This window comes from Pseudomonas congelans, from assembly GCF_900103225.1.
Taxonomy (GTDB): Bacteria; Pseudomonadota; Gammaproteobacteria; order Pseudomonadales; family Pseudomonadaceae; genus Aquipseudomonas; species Aquipseudomonas congelans.
On record NZ_FNJH01000001.1, the window covers coordinates 721190 to 741361 of the forward strand.

At 58.5% G+C, this 20172-nt stretch carries 17 protein-coding genes; 8 read left to right on the forward strand and 9 right to left on the reverse strand.

The window, feature by feature from the left end:
• Positions 1 to 10 precede the first annotated feature (10 nt).
• The 4 genes from BLR20_RS03180 to BLR20_RS03195 form a co-directional block, all read right to left on the reverse strand.
• Entirely contained in the window at positions 11 to 844 is an 834-nt protein-coding gene (locus BLR20_RS03180; protein ID WP_003369336.1) for a carbohydrate ABC transporter permease, read from the reverse strand.
• Positions 845 to 854: 10 nt separating this feature from the next.
• Entirely contained in the window at positions 855 to 1787 is a 933-nt protein-coding gene (locus BLR20_RS03185; protein ID WP_010433788.1) for a carbohydrate ABC transporter permease, read from the reverse strand.
• An 87-nt stretch (positions 1788 to 1874) separates the two neighbouring features.
• A complete protein-coding gene (locus tag BLR20_RS03190; protein WP_010433791.1) occupies positions 1875 to 3197 on the reverse strand; it encodes an ABC transporter substrate-binding protein in 1323 nt (440 codons plus the stop codon).
• A 240-nt stretch (positions 3198 to 3437) separates the two neighbouring features.
• The gene (locus tag BLR20_RS03195) at positions 3438 to 4343 is read right to left on the reverse strand and encodes an AraC family transcriptional regulator (protein WP_010433795.1); all 906 of its coding nucleotides are present in this window, start codon (positions 4341 to 4343) and stop codon (positions 3438 to 3440) included.
• 119 nt (positions 4344 to 4462) lie between these two features.
• Here BLR20_RS03195 and cobF point away from each other — a divergent pair, with 119 nt between their 5' ends.
• Positions 4463 to 5221, forward strand: coding sequence for a precorrin-6A synthase (deacetylating) (cobF, locus tag BLR20_RS03200; protein ID WP_010433798.1), 759 nt, complete (start codon positions 4463 to 4465; stop codon positions 5219 to 5221).
• Here the strand turns inward: cobF and BLR20_RS03205 are convergent.
• Both BLR20_RS03205 and BLR20_RS03210 read right to left on the reverse strand, forming a co-directional pair.
• A complete protein-coding gene (locus BLR20_RS03205) occupies positions 5218 to 6552 on the reverse strand; it encodes a glycosyltransferase (protein WP_054992855.1) in 1335 nt (444 codons plus the stop codon). The genes cobF and BLR20_RS03205 overlap by 4 nt on opposite strands.
• Positions 6545 to 6916, reverse strand: coding sequence for a response regulator (locus BLR20_RS03210; protein ID WP_010433803.1), 372 nt, complete (start codon positions 6914 to 6916; stop codon positions 6545 to 6547). Before BLR20_RS03210 ends, BLR20_RS03205 begins: the two co-directional genes overlap by 8 nt.
• 331 nt (positions 6917 to 7247) lie before the next feature.
• Here BLR20_RS03210 and BLR20_RS03215 point away from each other — a divergent pair, with 331 nt between their 5' ends.
• The 5 genes from BLR20_RS03215 to BLR20_RS03235 all read left to right on the forward strand — a co-directional run bounded on the left by BLR20_RS03215 (position 7248) and on the right by BLR20_RS03235 (position 13902).
• Positions 7248 to 10766, forward strand: a complete 3519-nt coding sequence (locus BLR20_RS03215; RefSeq protein ID WP_054992854.1) for a response regulator — start codon at positions 7248 to 7250, stop codon at positions 10764 to 10766.
• Positions 10767 to 10815: 49 nt separating this feature from the next.
• Positions 10816 to 11637, forward strand: coding sequence for a CheR family methyltransferase (locus BLR20_RS03220; protein WP_025991008.1), 822 nt, complete (start codon positions 10816 to 10818; stop codon positions 11635 to 11637).
• On the forward strand, positions 11634 to 12248 hold the full coding sequence (locus BLR20_RS03225) for a chemotaxis protein CheB (RefSeq protein WP_010433811.1): 615 nt from the start codon (positions 11634 to 11636) through the stop codon (positions 12246 to 12248). The genes BLR20_RS03220 and BLR20_RS03225 overlap by 4 nt, the downstream gene beginning before the upstream one ends.
• On the forward strand, positions 12242 to 13423 hold the full coding sequence (locus BLR20_RS03230) for a hybrid sensor histidine kinase/response regulator (RefSeq protein WP_010433814.1): 1182 nt from the start codon (positions 12242 to 12244) through the stop codon (positions 13421 to 13423). Before BLR20_RS03225 ends, BLR20_RS03230 begins: the two co-directional genes overlap by 7 nt.
• A gap of 101 nt (positions 13424 to 13524) precedes the next feature.
• Complete coding sequence (locus BLR20_RS03235) at positions 13525 to 13902, forward strand: response regulator (protein WP_003318062.1); 378 nt, start codon at positions 13525 to 13527, stop codon at positions 13900 to 13902.
• Between the two features lie 69 nt (positions 13903 to 13971).
• Here the strand turns inward: BLR20_RS03235 and BLR20_RS03240 are convergent, their stop codons facing one another.
• Entirely contained in the window at positions 13972 to 16002 is a 2031-nt protein-coding gene (locus BLR20_RS03240; protein WP_054992853.1) for a response regulator, read from the reverse strand.
• On the reverse strand, positions 15999 to 17483 hold the full coding sequence (locus BLR20_RS03245) for an ATPase domain-containing protein (protein WP_054992852.1): 1485 nt from the start codon (positions 17481 to 17483) through the stop codon (positions 15999 to 16001). The genes BLR20_RS03240 and BLR20_RS03245 overlap by 4 nt, the downstream gene beginning before the upstream one ends.
• Before the next feature lie 220 nt (positions 17484 to 17703).
• Here BLR20_RS03245 and BLR20_RS03250 point away from each other — a divergent pair, with 220 nt between their 5' ends.
• Together BLR20_RS03250 and nudC are read left to right on the forward strand one after the other, a co-directional pair.
• Positions 17704 to 18516, forward strand: a complete 813-nt coding sequence (locus tag BLR20_RS03250) for a crotonase/enoyl-CoA hydratase family protein (RefSeq protein ID WP_054992851.1) — start codon at positions 17704 to 17706, stop codon at positions 18514 to 18516.
• A gap of 38 nt (positions 18517 to 18554) precedes the next feature.
• Complete coding sequence (gene nudC, locus BLR20_RS03255; RefSeq protein WP_054992850.1) at positions 18555 to 19391, forward strand: NAD(+) diphosphatase; 837 nt, start codon at positions 18555 to 18557, stop codon at positions 19389 to 19391.
• Here nudC and BLR20_RS03260 read toward each other — a convergent pair.
• The gene (locus BLR20_RS03260; RefSeq protein WP_010433827.1) at positions 19359 to 20138 is read right to left on the reverse strand and encodes a TSUP family transporter; all 780 of its coding nucleotides are present in this window, start codon (positions 20136 to 20138) and stop codon (positions 19359 to 19361) included. The genes nudC and BLR20_RS03260 overlap by 33 nt on opposite strands.
• Between the last annotated feature and the right edge of the window lie 34 nt (positions 20139 to 20172).

Here is a 20172-nt window from a genome sequence, read left to right on the forward strand (position 1 = left end):
TTGGGCCGGGCTATTTGACAGCGCCGAACGACAGGCCGCGAACCAGTTGTTTCTGACTGATCCAGCCGAAAATCAGAATGGGCGCACAGGCCAGAGTCGATACCGCCGACAGCTTGGCCCAGAACAACCCTTCGGGGCTGGAATAGGACGCGATCAAGGCAGTCAACGGCGCAGCGGCGGACGAGGTGAGGTTCAGCGACCAGAATGCTTCGTTCCAGCAGAGGATCAGCGACAGCAGTGCGGTGGAAGCCAGGCCGCCCTTGCAGATCGGCATCAGCACGCGAAAGATCTCCTGGCGGGTGCTGGCCCCGTCCAGCCGGGAGGCCTCGAGGATCTCGCCGGGGATATCCTTGAAGTAGGTGTAAATCATCCAGACCACGATCGGCAGGTTGATCAGCGTATAGATGATGATCAGCGCCAGTCGCGAATCGAGCAGGCCAAAGGTCTTGGCCAGCAGATAGATCGGCATCAGCACGCCCACCGGCGGCAGCATCTTGGTCGAGAGCATCCACAACAGGGTGCCTTTGGTGCGCTTGGTCTCGAAAAACGCCATGGAATATGCCGCAGGGATCGCAATCAGCATCGCCAGCACCGTGGCGCTGAAGGAAATCAGTACCGAGTTCCAGGCAAAGTGGAAGTAATCGCTGCGCTCCTGAATGTGCAGGTAGTTTTCCAGCGTCGGGGTGAAGAACAGCTGTGGCGGTGTCGCGAACGCATCGATCTCGGTCTTGAAGCTGGTCAGGACCATCCAGAAGATCGGAAAGAACACCAGCGCAGCGATGATCCAGGACAGGGCCCCGAGCAGCAGGCTTTGCAGACGGCGTGATTGTTTGAGGGTCATCATGGCAAGGTCCTCATGACTTGTCGGTGAGGTTTTTGCCGATCATCCGGATCAGGATGATCGCCGCGATGTTGGCTATGACCACGGCAATCAGCCCGCCCGCCGAGGCCATGCCGACGTCGAACTGCAGCAGCGCCTGTATGTAGATCAGGTACGCCAGGTTGGTCGAGGCAAAGCCCGGTCCGCCGTTGGTCGTGGTGAAGATTTCAGCGAATACCGAAAGCAGGAAGATCGTTTCGATCATCACCACCACGGCAATCGGACGCGCCAGATGCGGCAGGGTCAGGTGCCAGAAGATCGCCAGTGGACCTGCGCCGTCCAGCCGCGCCGCTTCTTTCTGCTCCTGGTCGAGCGACTGCATGGCGGTCATCAGGATCAGAATCGCGAAGGGCAGCCACTGCCACGACACAATGATGATGATCGACAGCATCGGGTAATGGGCGAACCAGTCAATCGGTTCGGCGCCGAAGAACTTCCACACCGCTGCGAGTACGCCGGACACCGGATGAAAGATCAGGTTTTTCCAGATCAGCGCGCTGACCGTGGGCATGATGAAGAACGGCGAGATAAGCAGTACGCGAACGATGCCGCGACCGAAAAACTCGCTGGCTTCCAGCAGCGCCGAAATCAGCACGCCGAAGATCACACTGATCGCCAGCACACTGCCGACCAGCAGTAAGGTATTGCCGGCACCCGGCAAAAAGCCGCTGTCGGTCACGAAATACTGGAAGTTTTCCAGGCCGACGAATTCGTTTTCGCCAGGGGACAGCAGGTTGTAGCGGATCAGCGAGAAGTAAATGGTCATGCCCAGCGGCACGATCATCCACACCAGCAGAAGCGCCACCGAAGGACTGACCAGAAACCAGCCCGGTTTGAATCGACGGCTTTTGAGCGGTTGCTGTTCGCCGGACAAGTCCGTGCGTTCAGGGGAGGCTGAGGTATTCATGGGGAGCTCCGAACCGGATTGCACCAGAGTTGTTGCGCAGTTGAGCGGCAGGGCGAAAGCATCGGCTTTCGCCCTGGTGCGTGACGGTTACTTTTTCGGGTAACCCGCTCGTTTCATGTCGCGCGTGGTAGCGGTTTGCGCATTCTGCAAGGCCTGATCCACAGTGGCCTGACCTATGAGAGCTGCGGAGAACTGCTGACCGACGCTGGTGCCGATGGCCTGGAACTCGGGAATGGTGACCAGTTGAATGCCGACGTAAGGCACGGGTTTGAGCGTTGGCAACTTGGGATCGGCCTTCTTCAGCGACTCAAGCGTGACATTGGCAAACGGTGCTGCCTTTTTGTACTCGTCGGTGTAGGTCGAGGCGCGAGTGCCAGGCGGTACGTTGGACACACCGTCGGTATCGGCAACCAGTTTGGCGTACTCTTTCGAGGTGGCCCACTGGGTGAACTCGGCAGCGTCCTTGGTGTTCTTGGCGCTGGTCGGGATCGCCAGCGACCACGAGTACAGCCACGATGAGCCCTTGTCGGTCACTTCGTGCGGGGCGTAGGTGAAGCCGACGCTGTCGGCCACTTTGCTCTGCTTCTTGTCGGTCACGAACGAACCGGCAACGCTGGCGTCGACCCAGATGGCGCACTTGCCGCTGTTGAACAGCGCAAGGTTCTCGTTGAAGCCGTTGCTGGAGGCGCCCGGCGGGCCGGACTGCTTCATTGTGTTGACGTAGTAATTCAGCGCATTCTTCCACTCTGGCTGATCGAACTGTGGCGTCCACTTCTCATCGAACCAGCGTCCGCCATAGGCGTTGGCCAGCGTAGTGATCAGCGCCATGTTCTCGCCCCAGCCAGCCTTGCCGCGCAGGCAGAGGCCGTACTGCTCCTTGGACTTGTCGGTCAGTTTGCCGGCGAACTCGGCGATCTGGGTCCAGGTAGGGCGCTCGGGCATAGTCAGGCCGGCGGCCTTGAACAGGTCGGTGCGATAGTAAGTGATCGATGCTTCAGCGTAGAACGGCAGGGCGAACAGTTTGCCGTCCACCGACAGGCCGTCACGCACGGAAGGGAATACATCGTCCAGCGCGTAACTGGCAGGCAGGTCTTTCATTTCCTGCAACCAGCCTTTCTGACCCCAGAGTGAGGCTTCGTACATGCCGATGGTCAGCACGTCGAACTGGCCACCCTTGGTGGCGATGTCGGTGGTCAGGCGTTGACGCAGGACGTTCTCTTCCAGCACGACCCAGTTGAGCTTGATGTCGGGGTGCTTTTCTTCGAAGGTCTTGGAGAGGCGTTGCATGCGAATCATGTCACTGTTGTTGACCGTGGCGATGGTCACGGTCCCCGCTGTGGCACTGCCACTGAACACGAAACAGGTGCTGAGGACGGAACTGGCGAGCAGAAGTTTTGCTGAGTTCTTCATTGATCACTCCTCTTCCACGCCCAGAGGACTGTAGAAGGATGGTTATTGTTTTTTTCTCTTCCGGAGGTGAGGAAGATGTGCATTGATTACACCGGCGTTCGGTCTGAAAGACAAATCCTGCGCCGCACTCTGACTGATACTTTTTTGCACTCGGGTAGCAAAAGGCAACAGCGCCGAATCGCCCATAGGGCGGCTTCGGCGCAACTCCAGCGTAGACGATGAGGGTGAGAGCAGGGCGAATCAGTACAGGTTTTGTTCGGTCAGACGCTGAACGGCGAGGCGGCGGTAGTGCGACGGGGTCATGCCCTTGAGTTGCTGAAAGCGCCGATTGAAGTTGGAAATATTGTTGAATCCGGACTCGAAGCACACATCGGTGACCGGCTTTTTGCCGTCGGCGAGCAGTTCGCACGATTTGCTGATACGCAGCCGATTGACGAACTCCACGAAGCTGCGCCCCGTAGCCTGTTTGAACACCCGGGAAAAATAGGTCGGCTTCATGCCCAGATACTCGGCGACTTCCTCCAGCGGCAGCTCGCGGCCATAGTGGGCGAAGATATAATCCACCGCCCGGTTGGTGCGATCCACGCTGTGCTCGTCCGCCGTGTGCGCAACCGCCGTGCCTGACAGCAACTGGTAGTCGTCGCTGGCGGCCAGCAGCTCGAGCAGGATGAAAAAGTGGCCCAGACGAGTAATGCCTCGCGAGTCGGCGATCTTCTGCATCTGCTTCATGGCCTGACGAATCGTGCGTTTGCAGCGAAACTCGATGCCGTAGCGGGCGCGCTCCAATAACGGCGTCAGGGTCTTGAGTTCGGCAAACACCTGATTGCCGCTTTCCAGCAGCTCATCGGTAAAGTTGACCAGCATGTCGCGCTTGGGCACCTCTTCGCCGTCGTCGATCTGGCTGATCCAGTTATGCGGCAGGTTGGGGCCGGTGAGGAACAGGCTGGCAGGATTGAAATTGCCGATGTAGTCGCCGACAAATACCTTGCCTGAGCTGGCGACAATAAGGTGCAGTTCATATTCCTTGTGGAAGTGCCAGCGTACCAGCGGGCAGGGGAAACCATGTTCGCGATAGATGATCGACAGACCGTTGTGGTCGTCCATCAATTCGTAGGAAGGGTCTGCGATTCTTGTTGTTTTATTCATTGGCGATGTCATGTTCATCTGTTGCCAAAAGAGTAATGTGCCTGATTTTTCAGTTCAATGCCCGGTCGTTGGCAAAAATCGCTTACGATCAGGCCTCTGCACAGTGGAGGCGTTGACCGATGAAACAGATCCTGCTGATCGGTATGGGGGCCGGTGATCCCGAGCAGATCACCCTGCAGGCCGTTGCGGCACTGAACCGTGTAGCGGTGATCTTTATCCTCGACAAGGGCTACGTCGACGATCAGTTGCTGAGGCTGCGCAAAGAGCTCTGTCAGCGCTATATCACTCATGAACGCTACCGTCTGGTGCAAGTCCAGGATCCTCGGCGTGAAGATGATCCGCATGCCTACGAGCGCGGCATCGAAGGGTGGCACGAACAGCGCGCGGTACTGTTCGAGCGGTTATTGACCGATGAACTTGGCGTGGATCAGGTCGGCGCGTTTCTGGTCTGGGGCGATCCGTCGCTCTACGACAGCACGATGCGCATCCTCGACCAGGTCCTGGCGCGGGGCAAGGAAGCCTTCGAGTATCAGGTGATTCCCGGCATCACCAGCGTCCAGAGCCTGGTCGCGCGGCACCGTATTCCGCTCAATCGTATCGGCGAGTCAATTCATATCACCACCGGCCGACGTATGGCGACAGCTCCACTGGAGCCGCCCGGCAATGTCGTGGTGATGCTCGACGCACACTGCACATTCGAGCGCTATGTCGGGCAGGGGCTGGATATCTATTGGGGCGCGTACCTGGGCACGCCGGACGAGATACTGGTGGCGGGCAGGCTTGATGATGTCTGCGAGCAGATCAAGCGGCTGCGCAGCGAGGCACGCGAGCGCAAGGGGTGGATCATGGATACCTATTTGCTGCGCAAACCTGCTTAAGCCGGTTTTTCATCCTTGTCGCGGTTCTTCGCTTCGATCCACTGCGCCATGTATTTGGTGCTCTTGTGGTGATGATGCCGCAGCATGGCGCCGGTGAAGTTCGCCAGGCGATGCTCCGCCAGTCCATTGCGAAGGGTCTCGATGCGCTCGATCAGGCTCGCACAGTGCTGGCGATGCTGAAAGCGCGTCTGCAGTAACGCCTGGCCCGCTTGTTGCGCTTCAAGCCAGAGGTTCTGGTCTTGATAAAGCCTGACCGCAGCGTCAGCGATGTCGGTGGGGTTATCGGCAATGATGCCGGGCCACGGCAGCCCGCCGCTCATGGCTTCCGCACCCATCGGGGTGGTGACTGACGGCGTTCCGCAGAGCATCGCGTCCATCAGCTTGCCTTTGATGCCAGCCCCGAAACGCAATGGCGCCAGGCACACCCGTGCATTGGACATGACCTCCAGGGCATCCTCGGCCCAGTGCTTCACATGAAAACCCTGCGAGGCATTGTGCAGCGCCGCAGCCTTGGGTGGCGTATAGGCGCCGTAGATGTGCAACTGAGCGTCAGGCAGTTGCTGGCGGATCAGCGGCCAGATAGCTGTTTTCATCCACAGCACCGCGTCCCAGTTGGGCGCATGGCGAAAGTTGCCGATGCTGAGGAAGTGCGCGCGCTGCGCAAAAGGCCGGAAGCTGTCGGGAACGCCGTCGATCATCAACGGGCACCAGTGCAGCAGCGCGGCGGGCAGACCGAAAGGGCCGCTCAACAGCGAAATTTCGACATCGGATGTCATCAGGCTGAGGTCGCAGCGATACAACGAAGCGATTTCGCGCTGCGCCAGGTCACTGGAGGCGATCTGCCGGAAAAGGTGCGGCGTTGAAACGTCGCAACTGCCCGCCGCAACCTCGGCGCAATCGCTGTTCAGCGAGTCCTTCAACAACTGATGACGGGCATGGCGCAGGCTCTGGAAATCCGAGGTCTCCAGAATCCGCAGCGCGTCAGGGCATTGCTGCTCGACGCGCCAGCCGAACTGTTCCTCGATCATGAACTGATCGAAGAGCACGACGTCGGGCTGCAATTCGCTGACGAACGCGTCAAAACTGCTGTCGTTGAGCGCGATGTGCACTTCGCGGATGCCCAGGCTGAGCAGATCGGCGCGGTGTTCGCCTTCGGTGGCAGGGCTGGCAAACGTGATCTGCCAGTTCTGCTCCAGAAAGCATTGAATCAGTTGCATCATGTGCCCGCTGGCGGCCGAAGAGCGTGGTTCGGGCCACACGTAGCCGATGATCAGTAGGCGGGTGCTGAGAGGCTTTTCAGTGCCGTTGAAGGCAGCGTCGATGTCAGTCAAGGCTGTTTCCAAGAATGCTTTTTACCTTGTCACGCAACTGGTCGATGGAGAAAGGCTTGCCGATCGAGTGCATGCCTGGCGGCACGTCGATATTTTCGGAATAACCGCTGGCGAACAACACCGGCAATTGCGGGCGATATTCGATGACCTTTTTGGCCAGTGCGGTGCCTTTCATATCAGGCAACCCCTGGTCAGTCATCAACAGGTCGATGTGATTGGAATCGTCTGCAACAAAGGTCAGTGCCGACGTAGCGTCCTCGGCTTCCAGTACTTTGTATTCCAGCTCTTCGAGCACGTCGACAATCAGCATGCGCACAATGGCGTCGTCTTCGACCACGAGAATGGTGCGGGCTGTGTCGGGCATGGTTGACTCCTTAAACCTGAAAATGGCAATGGCGCAGACAATGTGGAATGTCGAGAATCCTTTCCCTTCAACTCAGGGTAACCGAGCGAGGGCCTGTCCGCTGTTGATACAGTCCCAGTATCAGTAAATAAAAACCGGGTGGAAGTTCAATCGAGGCACAAATACCGTAAATCGAGAGGAGGGTTCACGGGTTTGCGTCATTAATGAATACAGGCGTGAGCTTATCGCCCATTTATGTGTGAAATTTCAATCCTCTATGTCGGAAATAAGAGTGTTTTTCGTAGGTTTGCGGCAAACTCTACGGTTTTGATCCACTCGTCAGGGATATTTCATGAATCGGACGTCTGTTGTCGATGAACAACGCTTTCGAAAATTGCTGGGGCGTAACGTTGGCTTGCCATTGGGTGTCGGTGTACTGAGCGCAGTTTTCTTCATTCTGCTGATCAGTTATCTGCTCACTGCAATACAGTGGGTCGAGCACACTGATCGGGTGATCAATAACACCAACCGCTCAATGAAATTGTCGATAGACATGGAAACCGGCATGCGCGGTTATCTGTTGACGGGTGATCAGCATTTTCTCGACCCCTATGAGGTCGCCAAGCCGCTCTTGCTTGCCGAGCTGCAGGGCCTGGAGAAGCTGGTAGACGACAATCCCACGCAACTGGACCGGTTCAGACGTCTGTCCACGCTGCAGCAGGAGTGGAATGCGTTCGCCCAGGAGATGATCACGTTACGGCGCAACAACGGCGATTATCAGACGCCGGTGCTGGCCGGACGTGGCAAGCGCATCACCGACCAGATCCGCACCGAATATGATCAGGCCGTGGAAATGGAGCAGCAACTGCGCCTGAACCGTAATGCGGAAGTCACCCGCAGTACCATTCTTTCCGTCACTCTTTATCTGATATTCGTAGTGATCGTCAGCGGAATTCTGGCCTATATCGGCCGCAGGGATCTGCTGTCGCTGTCCAATACTTACAGCGAAAACCTCAGGCTCCAGGAAATCAATGCAGAGCGCCTGCAGAAGGTTGCCTGGCTGCGCAATGGCCAGAGCGATCTGGCCGAGCAGGTTCTGGGGCAACTGACGCTGAACATGCTGGGCCGCAATATCCTCAAGTTTTTGACCCAGTACCTGGGCGCGTCGGTGGCGGCTGTCTACATTCGCCAGGACCACGGCGGCCTGACACGGGTCGCCTCGTATGGCTTCTCTCGCGAACAGGAGCAGCAGGATCAGACCATTCACAGTGATGAAGGCATTGTCGGGCAGGCCGCCCAGCAGGACCGCATCATTACGCTGGATGAACTGCCGGAAAATTACTTCAAGGTTGCTTCCGGCCTTGGCGACGGCTCGCCACGCAGCGTAGTGGTGGTGCCGACCAGCAATGACGATCAGGTCAATGGCGTGATCGAACTGGGCTTTCTGCGCGCCCTGACCGAGCGGGATACCGAGTTTCTTGAGCTGGTGGCGGACAACATCGGCACGTCCATCGAAGCCGCCCGCTATCGCCAGCGTCTACAGGAGGTGCTGGCCGAGACCCAGCAGCTCAATGAAGAGCTGCAGGTGCAGCAGGAAGAACTGCGCACCGCCAATGAAGAGCTGGAGGAGCAGTCGCGTATCCTCAAGGAATCCCAGGCCCATCTGGAGACCCAGCAGGCGGAGCTGGAACAGACCAACGAGCAGTTGGCCGACCAGAGTCAGGCGTTGGCCGATCAGCGCGATGCGCTGGATCGCAACAACGAAGAACTGAATATTGCCCAGGCCGAGTTGCAGGCGCGGGCAGACGAGCTGCAGCGCGCCAGCAAATACAAGTCCGAGTTCCTCGCCAACATGTCCCATGAGCTGCGCACGCCGCTCAACAGCTCGCTGATCCTCGCCAAACTGCTGGCCGAGAACCCGGGTGAAAACCTCACTGCCGAACAGGTCAAGTTCGCCGAGTCGATCTATTCGGCGGGTAATGACCTGCTGAATCTGATCAACGACATTCTGGATATTTCCAAGGTCGAGGCCGGCAAACTGGAAGTGCGCCCGGAAAACAGCAGTGTTCCCCGACTGGTCGAAGGCCTGCGCACGCTCTTCCAGCCGCTGGCTGCCGAGAAGAAACTCGCGTTTACCGTCGATATCCAGGCCGGTGCACCTACCATGCTGTTCACGGATCGTCAGCGTCTTGAGCAGATCCTCAAAAACTTGCTGTCCAACGCGATCAAGTTCACAGAGGCCGGCTCGGTAAGCATGGTCGTCTCGCGTCAGCCGGGCGCGGGTATCGCGTTCATCGTGCGTGACTCGGGCATCGGTATTGCCGAGGAGCATCAGCAGGGTATTTTCGAAGCGTTCCGTCAGGCAGATGGCACCACCAACCGGCGTTATGGCGGCACCGGGCTGGGGCTGTCGATTTCGCGTGATCTGGCGGCATTGCTGGGTGGATCGATCAGCGTGACCAGCGCACCGGGGCAGGGCAGTATTTTCAGCCTGGTGCTGCCGGAGCATTACGTCGAGCAAGACGGTCGCGAGCCGGGCAGCGATTTGCCGATAGTGTCGGCGCCTGCTGCGCTACAGCCGCCTGTTCCGACGCTTGCGGTCATGCCGCAGCCGATCCCGGTACCCGCGCCGATGGATACGCCGGTGCCGGTATTTGCCGACGACCGTGACAAGGCGCCTTTCCAGCGGCGCTGCATTCTGGTGATCGAAGATGAAGTTCGATTCGCCCAGATTCTCTACGATCTGGCCCACGAACTGGGCTACGACTGTCTGGTAGCGCATGCTGCCGACGATGGCTTCAATCTGGCGTCGCGCTATACGCCGGATGCGATCCTGCTGGACATGCGCCTGCCGGACCACTCGGGCCTGACCGTGCTGCAGCGTCTCAAGGAGCTGGCACCCACCCGGCACATTCCCGTGCACGTGATTTCAGTCGAGGATCGCCAGGAAGCCGCCTTGCATATGGGCGCCATTGGCTACGCGGTCAAGCCGACCACGCGCGAAGAGCTCAAGGACGTGTTCGCCAAGCTGGAAGCCAAGCTGACGCAGAAGGTCAAACGTATCCTGCTGGTCGAGGACGACGCGCTGCAGCGTGACAGCATCGCGCGCCTGATCGGTGACGATGATATTGAAATCACGGCGGTAGGCTTCGCCCAGGAGGCGCTGGACCTGCTGCGCGATCACGTCTACGACTGCATGATCATCGACCTGAAACTGCCGGACATGCTCGGCAACGAGTTGCTCAAGCGCATGTCGATGGAAGACATTTGTGCCTTCCCGCCAGTGATCGTTTACACCGGCCGCAACATGACCCGCGATGAAGAAGCCGAGCTGATGAAGTATTCGCGTTCGATCATCATCAAGGGCGCGCGCTCGCCTGAGCGGCTGCTCGATGAGGTGACGCTGTTCCTGCACAAGGTCGAATCGCAGCTGTCCAACGAGCGGCAGAAGATGCTCAAGACCGCGCGTAGCCGTGACAAGGTCTTCGAGGCGCGCAAGATCCTCGTGGTCGACGACGATGTGCGTAACATCTTCGCCCTGACCAGCGCCCTCGAACATAAAGGCGCGGTGGTGGAAATCGCCCGCAATGGCCTGGAGGCGATTGCGAAGCTCAATGAGGTGGAAGACATCGATCTGGTCCTGATGGACGTGATGATGCCTGAAATGGATGGTTTTGAAGCGACCACCGAGATCCGCAAGGATCCGCGCTGGCGCAAGCTGCCGATCATTGCCGTCACGGCCAAGGCCATGAAGGACGATCAGGAGCGCTGCCTGCAGGCGGGTTCCAACGATTACCTGGCCAAACCCATCGATCTGGATCGCCTGTTTTCGCTGATCCGCGTCTGGCTGCCAAAGATGGAGCGTATCTGAATGAGGCTTCAATGGAGGGGCGTCTGCAATGGCAAGCCCGGGCGGTACCATGCCCATTGATCGAAGCATGGATATCGAACTGCGGCTGCTGATCGAGGCGATTTACCTTCAGTACAGCTACGACTTTCGTGACTACTCCGGTGCGTCGGTCAAGCGGCGCGTGATCCATGCGCTGCGTCAGTTCGATTGTGCGACCATCTCCGCCTTGCAGGAGCGTGTGCTTCACGATCCTGCAGCGTTCATGCAACTGCTGCAGATTCTCACGATTCCGGTCAGTGAGATGTTTCGTGATCCCTCGCACTTTCTGGCAATCCGCAACGAAGTGGTGCCGGTACTGCGCACCTATCCGTCACTCAAGGTATGGATTGCCGGTTGCAGCACGGGCGAAGAGGTCTACTCCACGGCTATTCTGTTGCGCGAGGAGGGGCTGTTGGAGCGGACCATCATCTATGCGACCGATATCAACCCCAGCTCGCTGGAAAAGGCCAAGCAGGGCATCTTCTCCATGGACAATGTGCGGACCTACGCCGAGAACTATCGGAAAGCCGGAGGGCAGCGCGATTTTGCCGAGTACTACACGTCTGCCTATGACTACGCGATCTTCGACAAGACGCTGTGCGAGAACGTCACGTTTGCCGATCACAGTCTGGCCACAGATAGTGTATTCTCCGAAACGCAATTTATTTCTTGCCGTAACGTACTGATTTACTTCAACAAAAAGCTTCAGGATCGAGCGTTCGGGCTGTTCCATGATTCGTTGTGTCATCGTGGCTTTCTGGCGCTGGGCAGCAAGGAAACGCTGGAGTTCTCCGCCTATGGTGGCGCTTTCGAAGCGCTGGTGAAACCCGAGCGGATTTACCGCAAATCATGAAAACCACGTTTGGCGCTGACGCGCCCAGCCACTCTCTGCCTGTAGTGGATGCCATTGTGGTCGGTGCATCGGCGGGCGGCGTGGAAGCCCTGCTGAAAATATTCAGCGGCCTGCGCAAGGGTTTTTCATTGCCTATCCTGATGGTTCTGCATCTGCCTGATGATCGGCATAGCCAGTTGGCCAATGTGTTTCAGAACCGTCTGGCAATTCCGGTCAAGGAAGCCGACGACAAGGAGAGCATAGTGCCCGGCACGTTGTACGTTGCGCCAGCGGGCTATCACGTCTCTGTGGAGTCCGACTTTTCCTTGTCATTAAGTCAGGAGGACAAGGTGTTTTATTCAAGGCCCAGTATCGACATCCTGTTCGGTTCCGCTGCTGATGCCTATGGGCCGCGACTGGCTGGCGTGCTGTTGACCGGTGCCAATAACGATGGCGCGAACGGGTTGCTGCAGATCAAGAAGTACGGTGGTTTCACGGTGATTCAGGACCCCGCGCAGGCCCAGGCTTCGACCATGCCTGAAGCCGGCCTGGCGCTGCACTCGCCCGATTACCTCCTTTCCCTGAACGATATTGGCCGCTTGCTGGTCGAGCTGGAACGAACCGCATGTTAAGTGAAATTCAGGCAAAACTGCTCATCGTCGATGATTTGCCGGAAAACCTGCTGGCGCTGGAAGCGCTGATCAAGCGCGGTGATCGGATCGTCTACAAGGCGCTGTCTGCGGACGAGGCGCTGTCACTGCTGCTGCAGCACGAATTCGCCATGGCCATCCTCGACGTTCAGATGCCCGGGATGAACGGCTTCGAGCTGGCCGAGATGATGCGCAGCACGGAAAAGACCAAAAGTATTCCCATCGTCTTCGTCAGTGCTGCCGGGCGCGAGCTGAATTACGCCTTCAAGGGCTATGAAAGCGGCGCCGTGGACTTCCTGCACAAGCCGCTGGATATTCACGCGGTGAAGAGCAAGGTCAACGTGTTCGTCGATCTCTACCGACAGCGCAAGGCCATGAAAATACAGGTCGAGGAGCTTGAGCGCAGTCGCCAGGAGCAGGAAGCCTTGCTCCAGCGCCTGCAGTCGACCCAGGGTGAACTGGAACACGCGATTCGCATGCGTGATGACTTCATGTCCATCGTGTCCCACGAGGTACGCACGCCGCTCAACGGGCTGATTCTGGAAACCCAGCTGCGCAAGCTGCACCTGGCCAAGGACAACGCCGCCGCGTTTACCATGGAGAAGCTGCGCGCGATGGTCGATCGCGATGAGCGACAGATTCAGAGCCTTATCCGCCTGATCGAAGACATGCTCGACGTATCAAGGATCCGCACCGGCAAGCTGTCGATCAGACCGAGCCCGTTCGACCTGAGCGAACTGGTCACGCAACTGCTGGAAAGCTTTGCCGCACAGATCGCTGCCGCCGGCTCCAGCATCACCCAGTTTGCCGAACAGCCGGTAATCGGCGTCTGGGATGAGTTCCGCATTGAGCAGGTGATTGCCAATCTGCTGACCAACGCGCTGCGCTACGGTGCGCGAAAGCCGATTGAAGTGCATGTTTACAGCAAGGACAGCGAGGCTTTCATCGAAGTCAGGGATCAAGGTATTGGCATTACGGCCGAAAACCAGAAGCGCATCTTTCAGCAGTTCGAGCGGGTGTCGAGTAATCACGCTGTTGCCGGACTGGGGCTTGGGCTGTTCATTTCCGATCAGATCGTCATGGCTCACGGCGGTCGCATCGAGGTGGAAAGCGAAGAGGGCAAGGGTTCGGTGTTTCGCATCTGTCTGCCTCTGTAAGGTCGCCGCCACCGGCAGTCAGGTTTAATCGCAGGCAGGCGCAACCTCCCACGCGTGCCGTGGTCGTAATGGCAGCTATTTATAAGATCAAAGGCAGTTCAATGAGCGCTGATGCAGAAAACGTCGTACTAATCGTCGAAGACGAGCCCCTGATCCTGATGCTTCTGGCCGATTATCTGTCGGGTGAGGGTTATCGTGTCCTGAAAGCCGAGAACGGCGAGCAGGCTTTCGAGATTCTGGCGACCAAACCCCATCTCGACCTGATGATCACTGATTATCGGCTGCCGGGCGGTGTCTCTGGCGTCCAGATTGCCGAACCTGCGATCATGCTGCGGCCTGAGTTGAAGGTGATTTTCATCAGCGGTTACCCGGCGGAGATACTCGATTCGGGCAGCCCCATCGCGCTGAAGGCACCGATTCTCGCCAAGCCCTTTACCATGGACACCTTGCACACCCAGATTCAGAAGCTGCTGGCCTGAGCCGCCGGCCCCTCTGACCCGAGAGCGGTCGATTGGATGAAACTGCGCTGCCTGAAGCCTGAGCATTGCTCAGGCTTCTATCATTTCCCGTACTTTCGAGGTCAGGTGATCGAACGCAAAGGGTTTGGTGATCAACTGCATCCCGGTGTCCAGAAAACCTCCGCGCACCGCTGCATGTTCTGCATACCCGGTGATGAACAGTACCTTGAGTTCCGGTCGCAGCTGCCTGGCAATTTCCGCCAGTTGCCTGCCGTTCATGCCTGGCAGCCCGACATCGCTTATCAACAGATCGATACGCTGCCCTGATTCCAGTATCGGCACCGCATCCAACGCTTCTCCGGCCTCTATGAAGGTGTAGCCCAGCTCACCGAGCACCTCACTGACCAGCGCCCGTACGGCAGGATCATCTTCGACGATCAACACGGTCTCGCCATTCTCGGCATAAATCGCATTGCTCTGGAAACTCTGCTCGGTCTCATCCGCAAGCCCCTTAAAGCGCGGCAAAAACAGCTGTACGGTGGTGCCGACGCCGACCTCGCTCTTGATCATGACGTGGCCATGCGATTGCTTGCTGAAGCCGTAGATCATCGAGAGACCGAGGCCGGTGCCCTGGCCGATGGGTTTGGTGGTGAAGAACGGATCGAACGCTCGACTGATCACGGTTTCAGGCATGCCGCAGCCGTTGTCGCTGACACTCAGTACGACATAGTCGCCTGGCAGGAGGTTCTCGTAGGCGTTGGTGAAGGATCTGTCCAGTTGCTGATTGGAGGTCTCGACCACCAGCGTACCGCCATCAGGCATGGCATCGCGGGCGTTGAGTACCAGGTTGAGCAGAGCGCTCTCCAGCTGATTGGGATCGGCTTCTGCGGTCCACAGATCGTGTGCCAGACGCAATTGCAGGTGAATGCTTTCGTTGACACTGCGTTGCAGCAGTTCGTCCATCGCATTGACCAGATGATTCATTTCGACTGGTTTGGAGTCCAGCGACTGACGCCTCGAGAATGCCAGCAGGCGATGGGTCAGAGCGGCTGCGCGGTTTGCCGACGTCACCCCCAGATCGATCAGGCCGTTCAGGTCCTCGATGCGACCACGCGCCAGACGGCGTCTTATCAACTCCAGGCTGCCGATGATCCCGGTCAGCATGTTGTTGAAGTCATGGGCGATCCCGCCAGTCAATTGGCCGACCGCTTCCATTTTCTGCGACTGACGGAGAATCTCTTCTTTGTGACGCAGCTGCGAGGTTCGCTCTTCAACCTGTTGTTCGAGCGTTTCGTTGAGGCGGCGCAATTGCGACTCGGCCTGTTTGCGCTCGGTGATGTCGGAAGTCACGCCGGCCAGTGAGCCGACCAGGCCGTTCTTGCTGAGAGTGGCGCGGGCGCGTACATCCACCCAGTTCAATGAGCCGTCCGGCCAGACGTTACGGTATTCGATGATCAAATCGACACCGGTGTCCAGACTGCGCTGCAACGCCGATTGCATTCTGGGCTGGTCTTCGAAATACACGGCGGCGAGCCAGTCGTCGTAATCGAAAGTGTTCTGCTCGTCGCGACCATAGTGACTTTTGGTGATGTCCGAACAGGTCAGTTTCAGGTATTCCGCGTCCAGCACCCATGAGCCCAGCCTGCCGGCCTTCAAGGCATTCTGCAGGCGGCCTTCACTTTCGTGCAGGTCCTCCATGCGCGCCCTGGCTTCGTACTGACGTCTTCGACCGCGCACCGCCGTCATTACCAGACTGACCAGGGTCGCGGGATGGAAAGGGCGTTCGAGGAAGGTCACGTTGCCCAGCAGATTGCCCATGCGCGCGGACGGATTGTGATCCGGTCCGCCGTGATGGGTCAGCAAGACGATGGGCAGGTCCGACCAGGCTGGCTGGCGGCTGAGGAGTTCCAGTAGCGGGGTCATGTCTGCATTACGCAGTGCCTCGTCGGCGATTATCGCCAGGCCGGCACCTGCGCTCAGCTCTCCGACCAGCTCGGGCACGTCACGGGCCACCGTTGCCGGGTAGCCCGCTTCATCGAGAATACGCGTGGCGATCTGGCTGTCCCGCCCGCGTGGGGCGAGAATGATCGCGCGCTCTGACAACAGACCTGGAATACTCACAGGTCGTCATCCTCCAGCAGCGGTGTCTTGTCGCCCATGTACGACGGCACACCGCGCAGTACGCCCTGGAATGCCGCCAGCGGTTCGCCGATTCTCAAACCGCTGGAGCTTATGCGGTACTCACGGATAGTGGACTCGTGAGTGCCGGTACGTTTCTTGATGATCGATATCGCACGGCGTACCTGACCCAGCGCTTCGAAATAGCGCAACAGAATCACGCTGTCGGCCAGGTAGGTAATGTCCACCGGCGAGCGCATGTCACCCACCAGCCCGTGCTGCGCAACGGTCATGAAGGTCGAGGCGCCCTGGCGGTTGAGGTAGAGCAGCAGCTCGTGCATGTGCAGAACCAGCGCGCTTTCTTCCGGCATTGCAGCCTGGTAGCCGTTGATACTGTCGATGACGACGGTCTTTATCTGCTTCTTATCGACTGCGCGCCGTACCCGGTGTGCGAATTCGCCTGGGGACAGCTCTGCCGCGTCGATCTGTTCGACCACCAGATTGCCGGTTTCCTGCAGCGCACGCAGGTCGATCCCCAGTTTGAGCATGCGCTCGAACAGCAGGCCCATTTCCTCATCGAATATGAACAGGCCCACACGCTCGCCGCGCGCGACCGCCTGCGCTGCGAACACCAGCGAGATGAGCGATTTCCCGGTCCCGGCCGGGCCGAGAATCAGAGTGCTGGAGCCGCCTTCGATGCCGCCGCCCAGCAGATCGTCCAGTTCTTTAATGCCGCTGCTCAATTGAGTGCGCGCGTAGTTGGAACGATGCTCGGCAGCCACCAGACGCGGAAATACTTGGATGCCGTCCTGGGCAATGTTGAAGTCATGAAAACCACCACGGTATTTCTGGCCACGGTACTTGACGATTTTCAGGCGTCTGCGCTCGGCACCGTAAGTAGGTGTCAGTGACTCCAGACGAATCACGCCGTGGGCAACGCTGTGCACGGTCTTGTCCAGTGCCTCGGTGGTCAGGTCATCGAGCAGCAGGACCGTTGCGTTGTAGCGAGTGAAATAATGCTTGATGGCCAGAATCTGGCGCCTGTAGCGCAACGAGCTCTGCGCCAGAAGACGGATTTCCGAGAGGCTGTCGATCACCACAAGGGTGGGTTTGACGCGCTCGACCACCTCGAATATCTGCCGGGTTGCCTCACCCAGCTCCAGGTCCGAGGAGTAGAGCAGGCTCTGGTGGTGATCGGCGTCGAGCAGGCTTTCAGGCGGCGTCAGTTCGAAGATATTGATATGTTCGTCGAGCTCCCAACCGTGCGAGGCTGCACCCGAGCGAAGCTCGCTTTCAGTCTCGGACAAGGTGATGTACAGGGATATTTCGCCCGCTGCCGCTCCGGCCTGCAGGAATTGCAGGGCCACAGTTGTCTTGCCGGTTCCGGGTTCCCCCTCGAGAAGAAACACATGACTGCGTGAAAGACCCCCTGCAAGGATGTCATCCAGGCCTTCAATGCCGGTTGCCGCTTTTGACGTATTCAAGTATCGCCCTCTGATAACCGTACAGGTTTTGTCATTACTTATTACTGGACCTTCAGGTAATGCGACCGTTCCCCCTATTTGAGGGGGGCAGAGATATCCAATATAGCCGGGCGGGTGGTTTGCGGGTCCGGCAAATGTCACTTCAGTCCGGTTACGATGTATCTGTTGCTGTTGTTATAGTCCTGCGCCTGAACACCCCAACCTGTCTGAGGATCACGCCGTGACTGATTATCAAAGTTTCCGGGTCGAGCTGGCCGACAACATTGCTCACGTACAAATCAACCGGCCCGAGAAACTGAACGCAATGAACGAGTCGTTCTGGACGGAGATAATCGGCATTTTTGACTGGATAGAGCGTAATGACGAGATACGCGTCGTGGTGCTCAGCGGGGCGGGCAAACACTTTTCGTCAGGCATCGATCTGGCATTGCTGGCCTCGGTCGCCAGTCAGATGAGCAAGGATGCAGGGCGTAATGCCCGTCTGTTGCGGCGCAAGATCCGCGACATGCAGGCCTCGTTCACTGCCGTGGACAATTGCCGCAAACCGGTTCTTGCCGCGATTCAGGGCTACTGTCTGGGCGGCGCCATCGACCTGATTTCCGCGTGTGACATGCGTTATGCAGCGGCCGACGCGCAGTTCGCCATTCGCGAGATCGACATGGGCATGGCGGCTGATGTCGGCACATTGCAACGCCTGCCCAGGATCATCGGTGACGGTGTGCTGCGCGAACTGGCCTACACCGGGCGTACCGTCGGTGCGGAAGAGGCGCAACGGATCGGGCTGGTCAATCGCACCTTCGATGACGCGGAAGGTCTGTTGCAGGGTGTCCTGGCGGTGGCTCGGGAAATAGCAGGCAAGTCGCCCATTGCCATTGAAGGCACCAAGCAAATGATCAGCTACATGCGTGATCACAGAGTGGAAGACGGTCTCGAACACGTTGCCATCTGGAACGCAGCCATGCTGCAATCACCTGACCTGAAGCTGGCGATGGCTGCGCAGATGAGCAAGCAGAAGCCGGTTTTCGATAATTGATAAATGACAAGGCTCGAGTTTGAGCGAAGGAGTTTCCCATGTCGCGCCCGGAGCGTTGGACAACTGCAGTTCTGGATGTCGAGGCCCCTGGCGGTTTGGCTGTGGTCCAGTGTGATCAGGGTTTTCTGCTGGATGCCAACGGGGTGATGTTTCCCAGAGGCTGGTTGGCCGGGCTGGACTTGCCGGTGCAGAGCGAGCACGGCATCGGCCATTTTGACGGGGAGCCGGTCTACCTGCTGGTGCTTGAGCGCTCGGTTGCCGTCGAGGGCTGCGCCTGGCAAGGCCTGCGTCAGTTCATGCTGGAAGGCGATTTTGCTGTTTTTCAGATGCTCGGCTACGCCGCACAAGTCAGCACATGGGCCAGGGAGCATCGTTTCTGCGGCGCCTGTGGTCGTCCGACGGTGCAGATTCGCGGCGAGCGGGCGATGTTCTGCGAGCACGACAACCTGCGGCTTTACCCGCGCATTTCGCCAAGCATGATCGTGCTGGTTACCCGGGGTGATGAAATCCTGCTGGCCCGTTCACCGCGTTTTGTCACCGGTATGTACAGCGCACTGGCCGGGTTCGTAGAGCCGGGTGAGTCTGCCGAAGACTGTGTACATCGCGAGGTGATGGAGGAAGTGCAGGTACGCATCAAGAACCTGAAGTACCGGGGCAGCCAGTGCTGGCCGTTCCCGCACTCGATGATGCTCGGGTTTCATGCCGAATATGAAAGCGGCGAAATCGTGCCCCAGGCAGAAGAAATCGAAGACGCACGCTGGTTTCATGTCGATGACCTGCCGCCGTTACCGGCCAATCGGTCGATTGCCCGTTACCTTATCGAGGCGTATCTGGCCGAGCGCTCAGGCGCCCCCGAACCAGTGCTGCCAGGCTAGGCGCACGGTCAGGCCCAGAACCACAGTGATGAACACCGGGCGGATGAATTTGGCACCGCCCTTGATCGCGGTGCCCGCACCGAAGTAGGCACCGAGCATCACCGCAAGGCCCATGCTCAGGCCGATGATGTAGTCCACCTGGCCGGAAAAGATGAATACCGACAATGCCACGGCATTACTGACGAAGTTCATGCTGCGTGCCACGCCGCTGGCCTTGACCAGGTCCACCGGGTAGAGCAGCAGGGTGCTGACTGTCCAGAAAGCACCGGTACCCGGTCCGGCAACACCGTCGTAGAAACCCAGGCCCAGTCCTTGCGGCAACTGCCATTTCCTTTTGATCGGTGCGTTGCTGTCCAGCGGCGCCTTGGGCGTGCCGCCAAATAACAAGTACAGCCCGCAGCCGAACACGATCACCGGCAACATCTGGTTCAGCCATTCGGCTGGCAGGTAATGGGCGATCACCGCGCCAAGCGCAGCACCGACTGCAGTGCCGGCCACTGCATGCAGCCATTGGCGCGGATCAAACAGCTTGCGACGGTAGAACGTGAAGCTGGCAGTCGCTGAACCAAAGGTCGAACTGAGCTTGTTGGTGCCCAGCACCAGGTGCGGCGGCAGGCCGGCGGTCATCAGCGCAGGGGTGGTGAGCAGTCCGCCGCCACCGGCGATGGCGTCTATGAATCCCGCTATGAAAGCAACCACGGCAAGAATGGCGAGGGTGGTCAGGTCAACGCTGAGTTCAAAGGGCATGGGGCAGAGGGCTTATGGCGAGGACGGCAGGGGG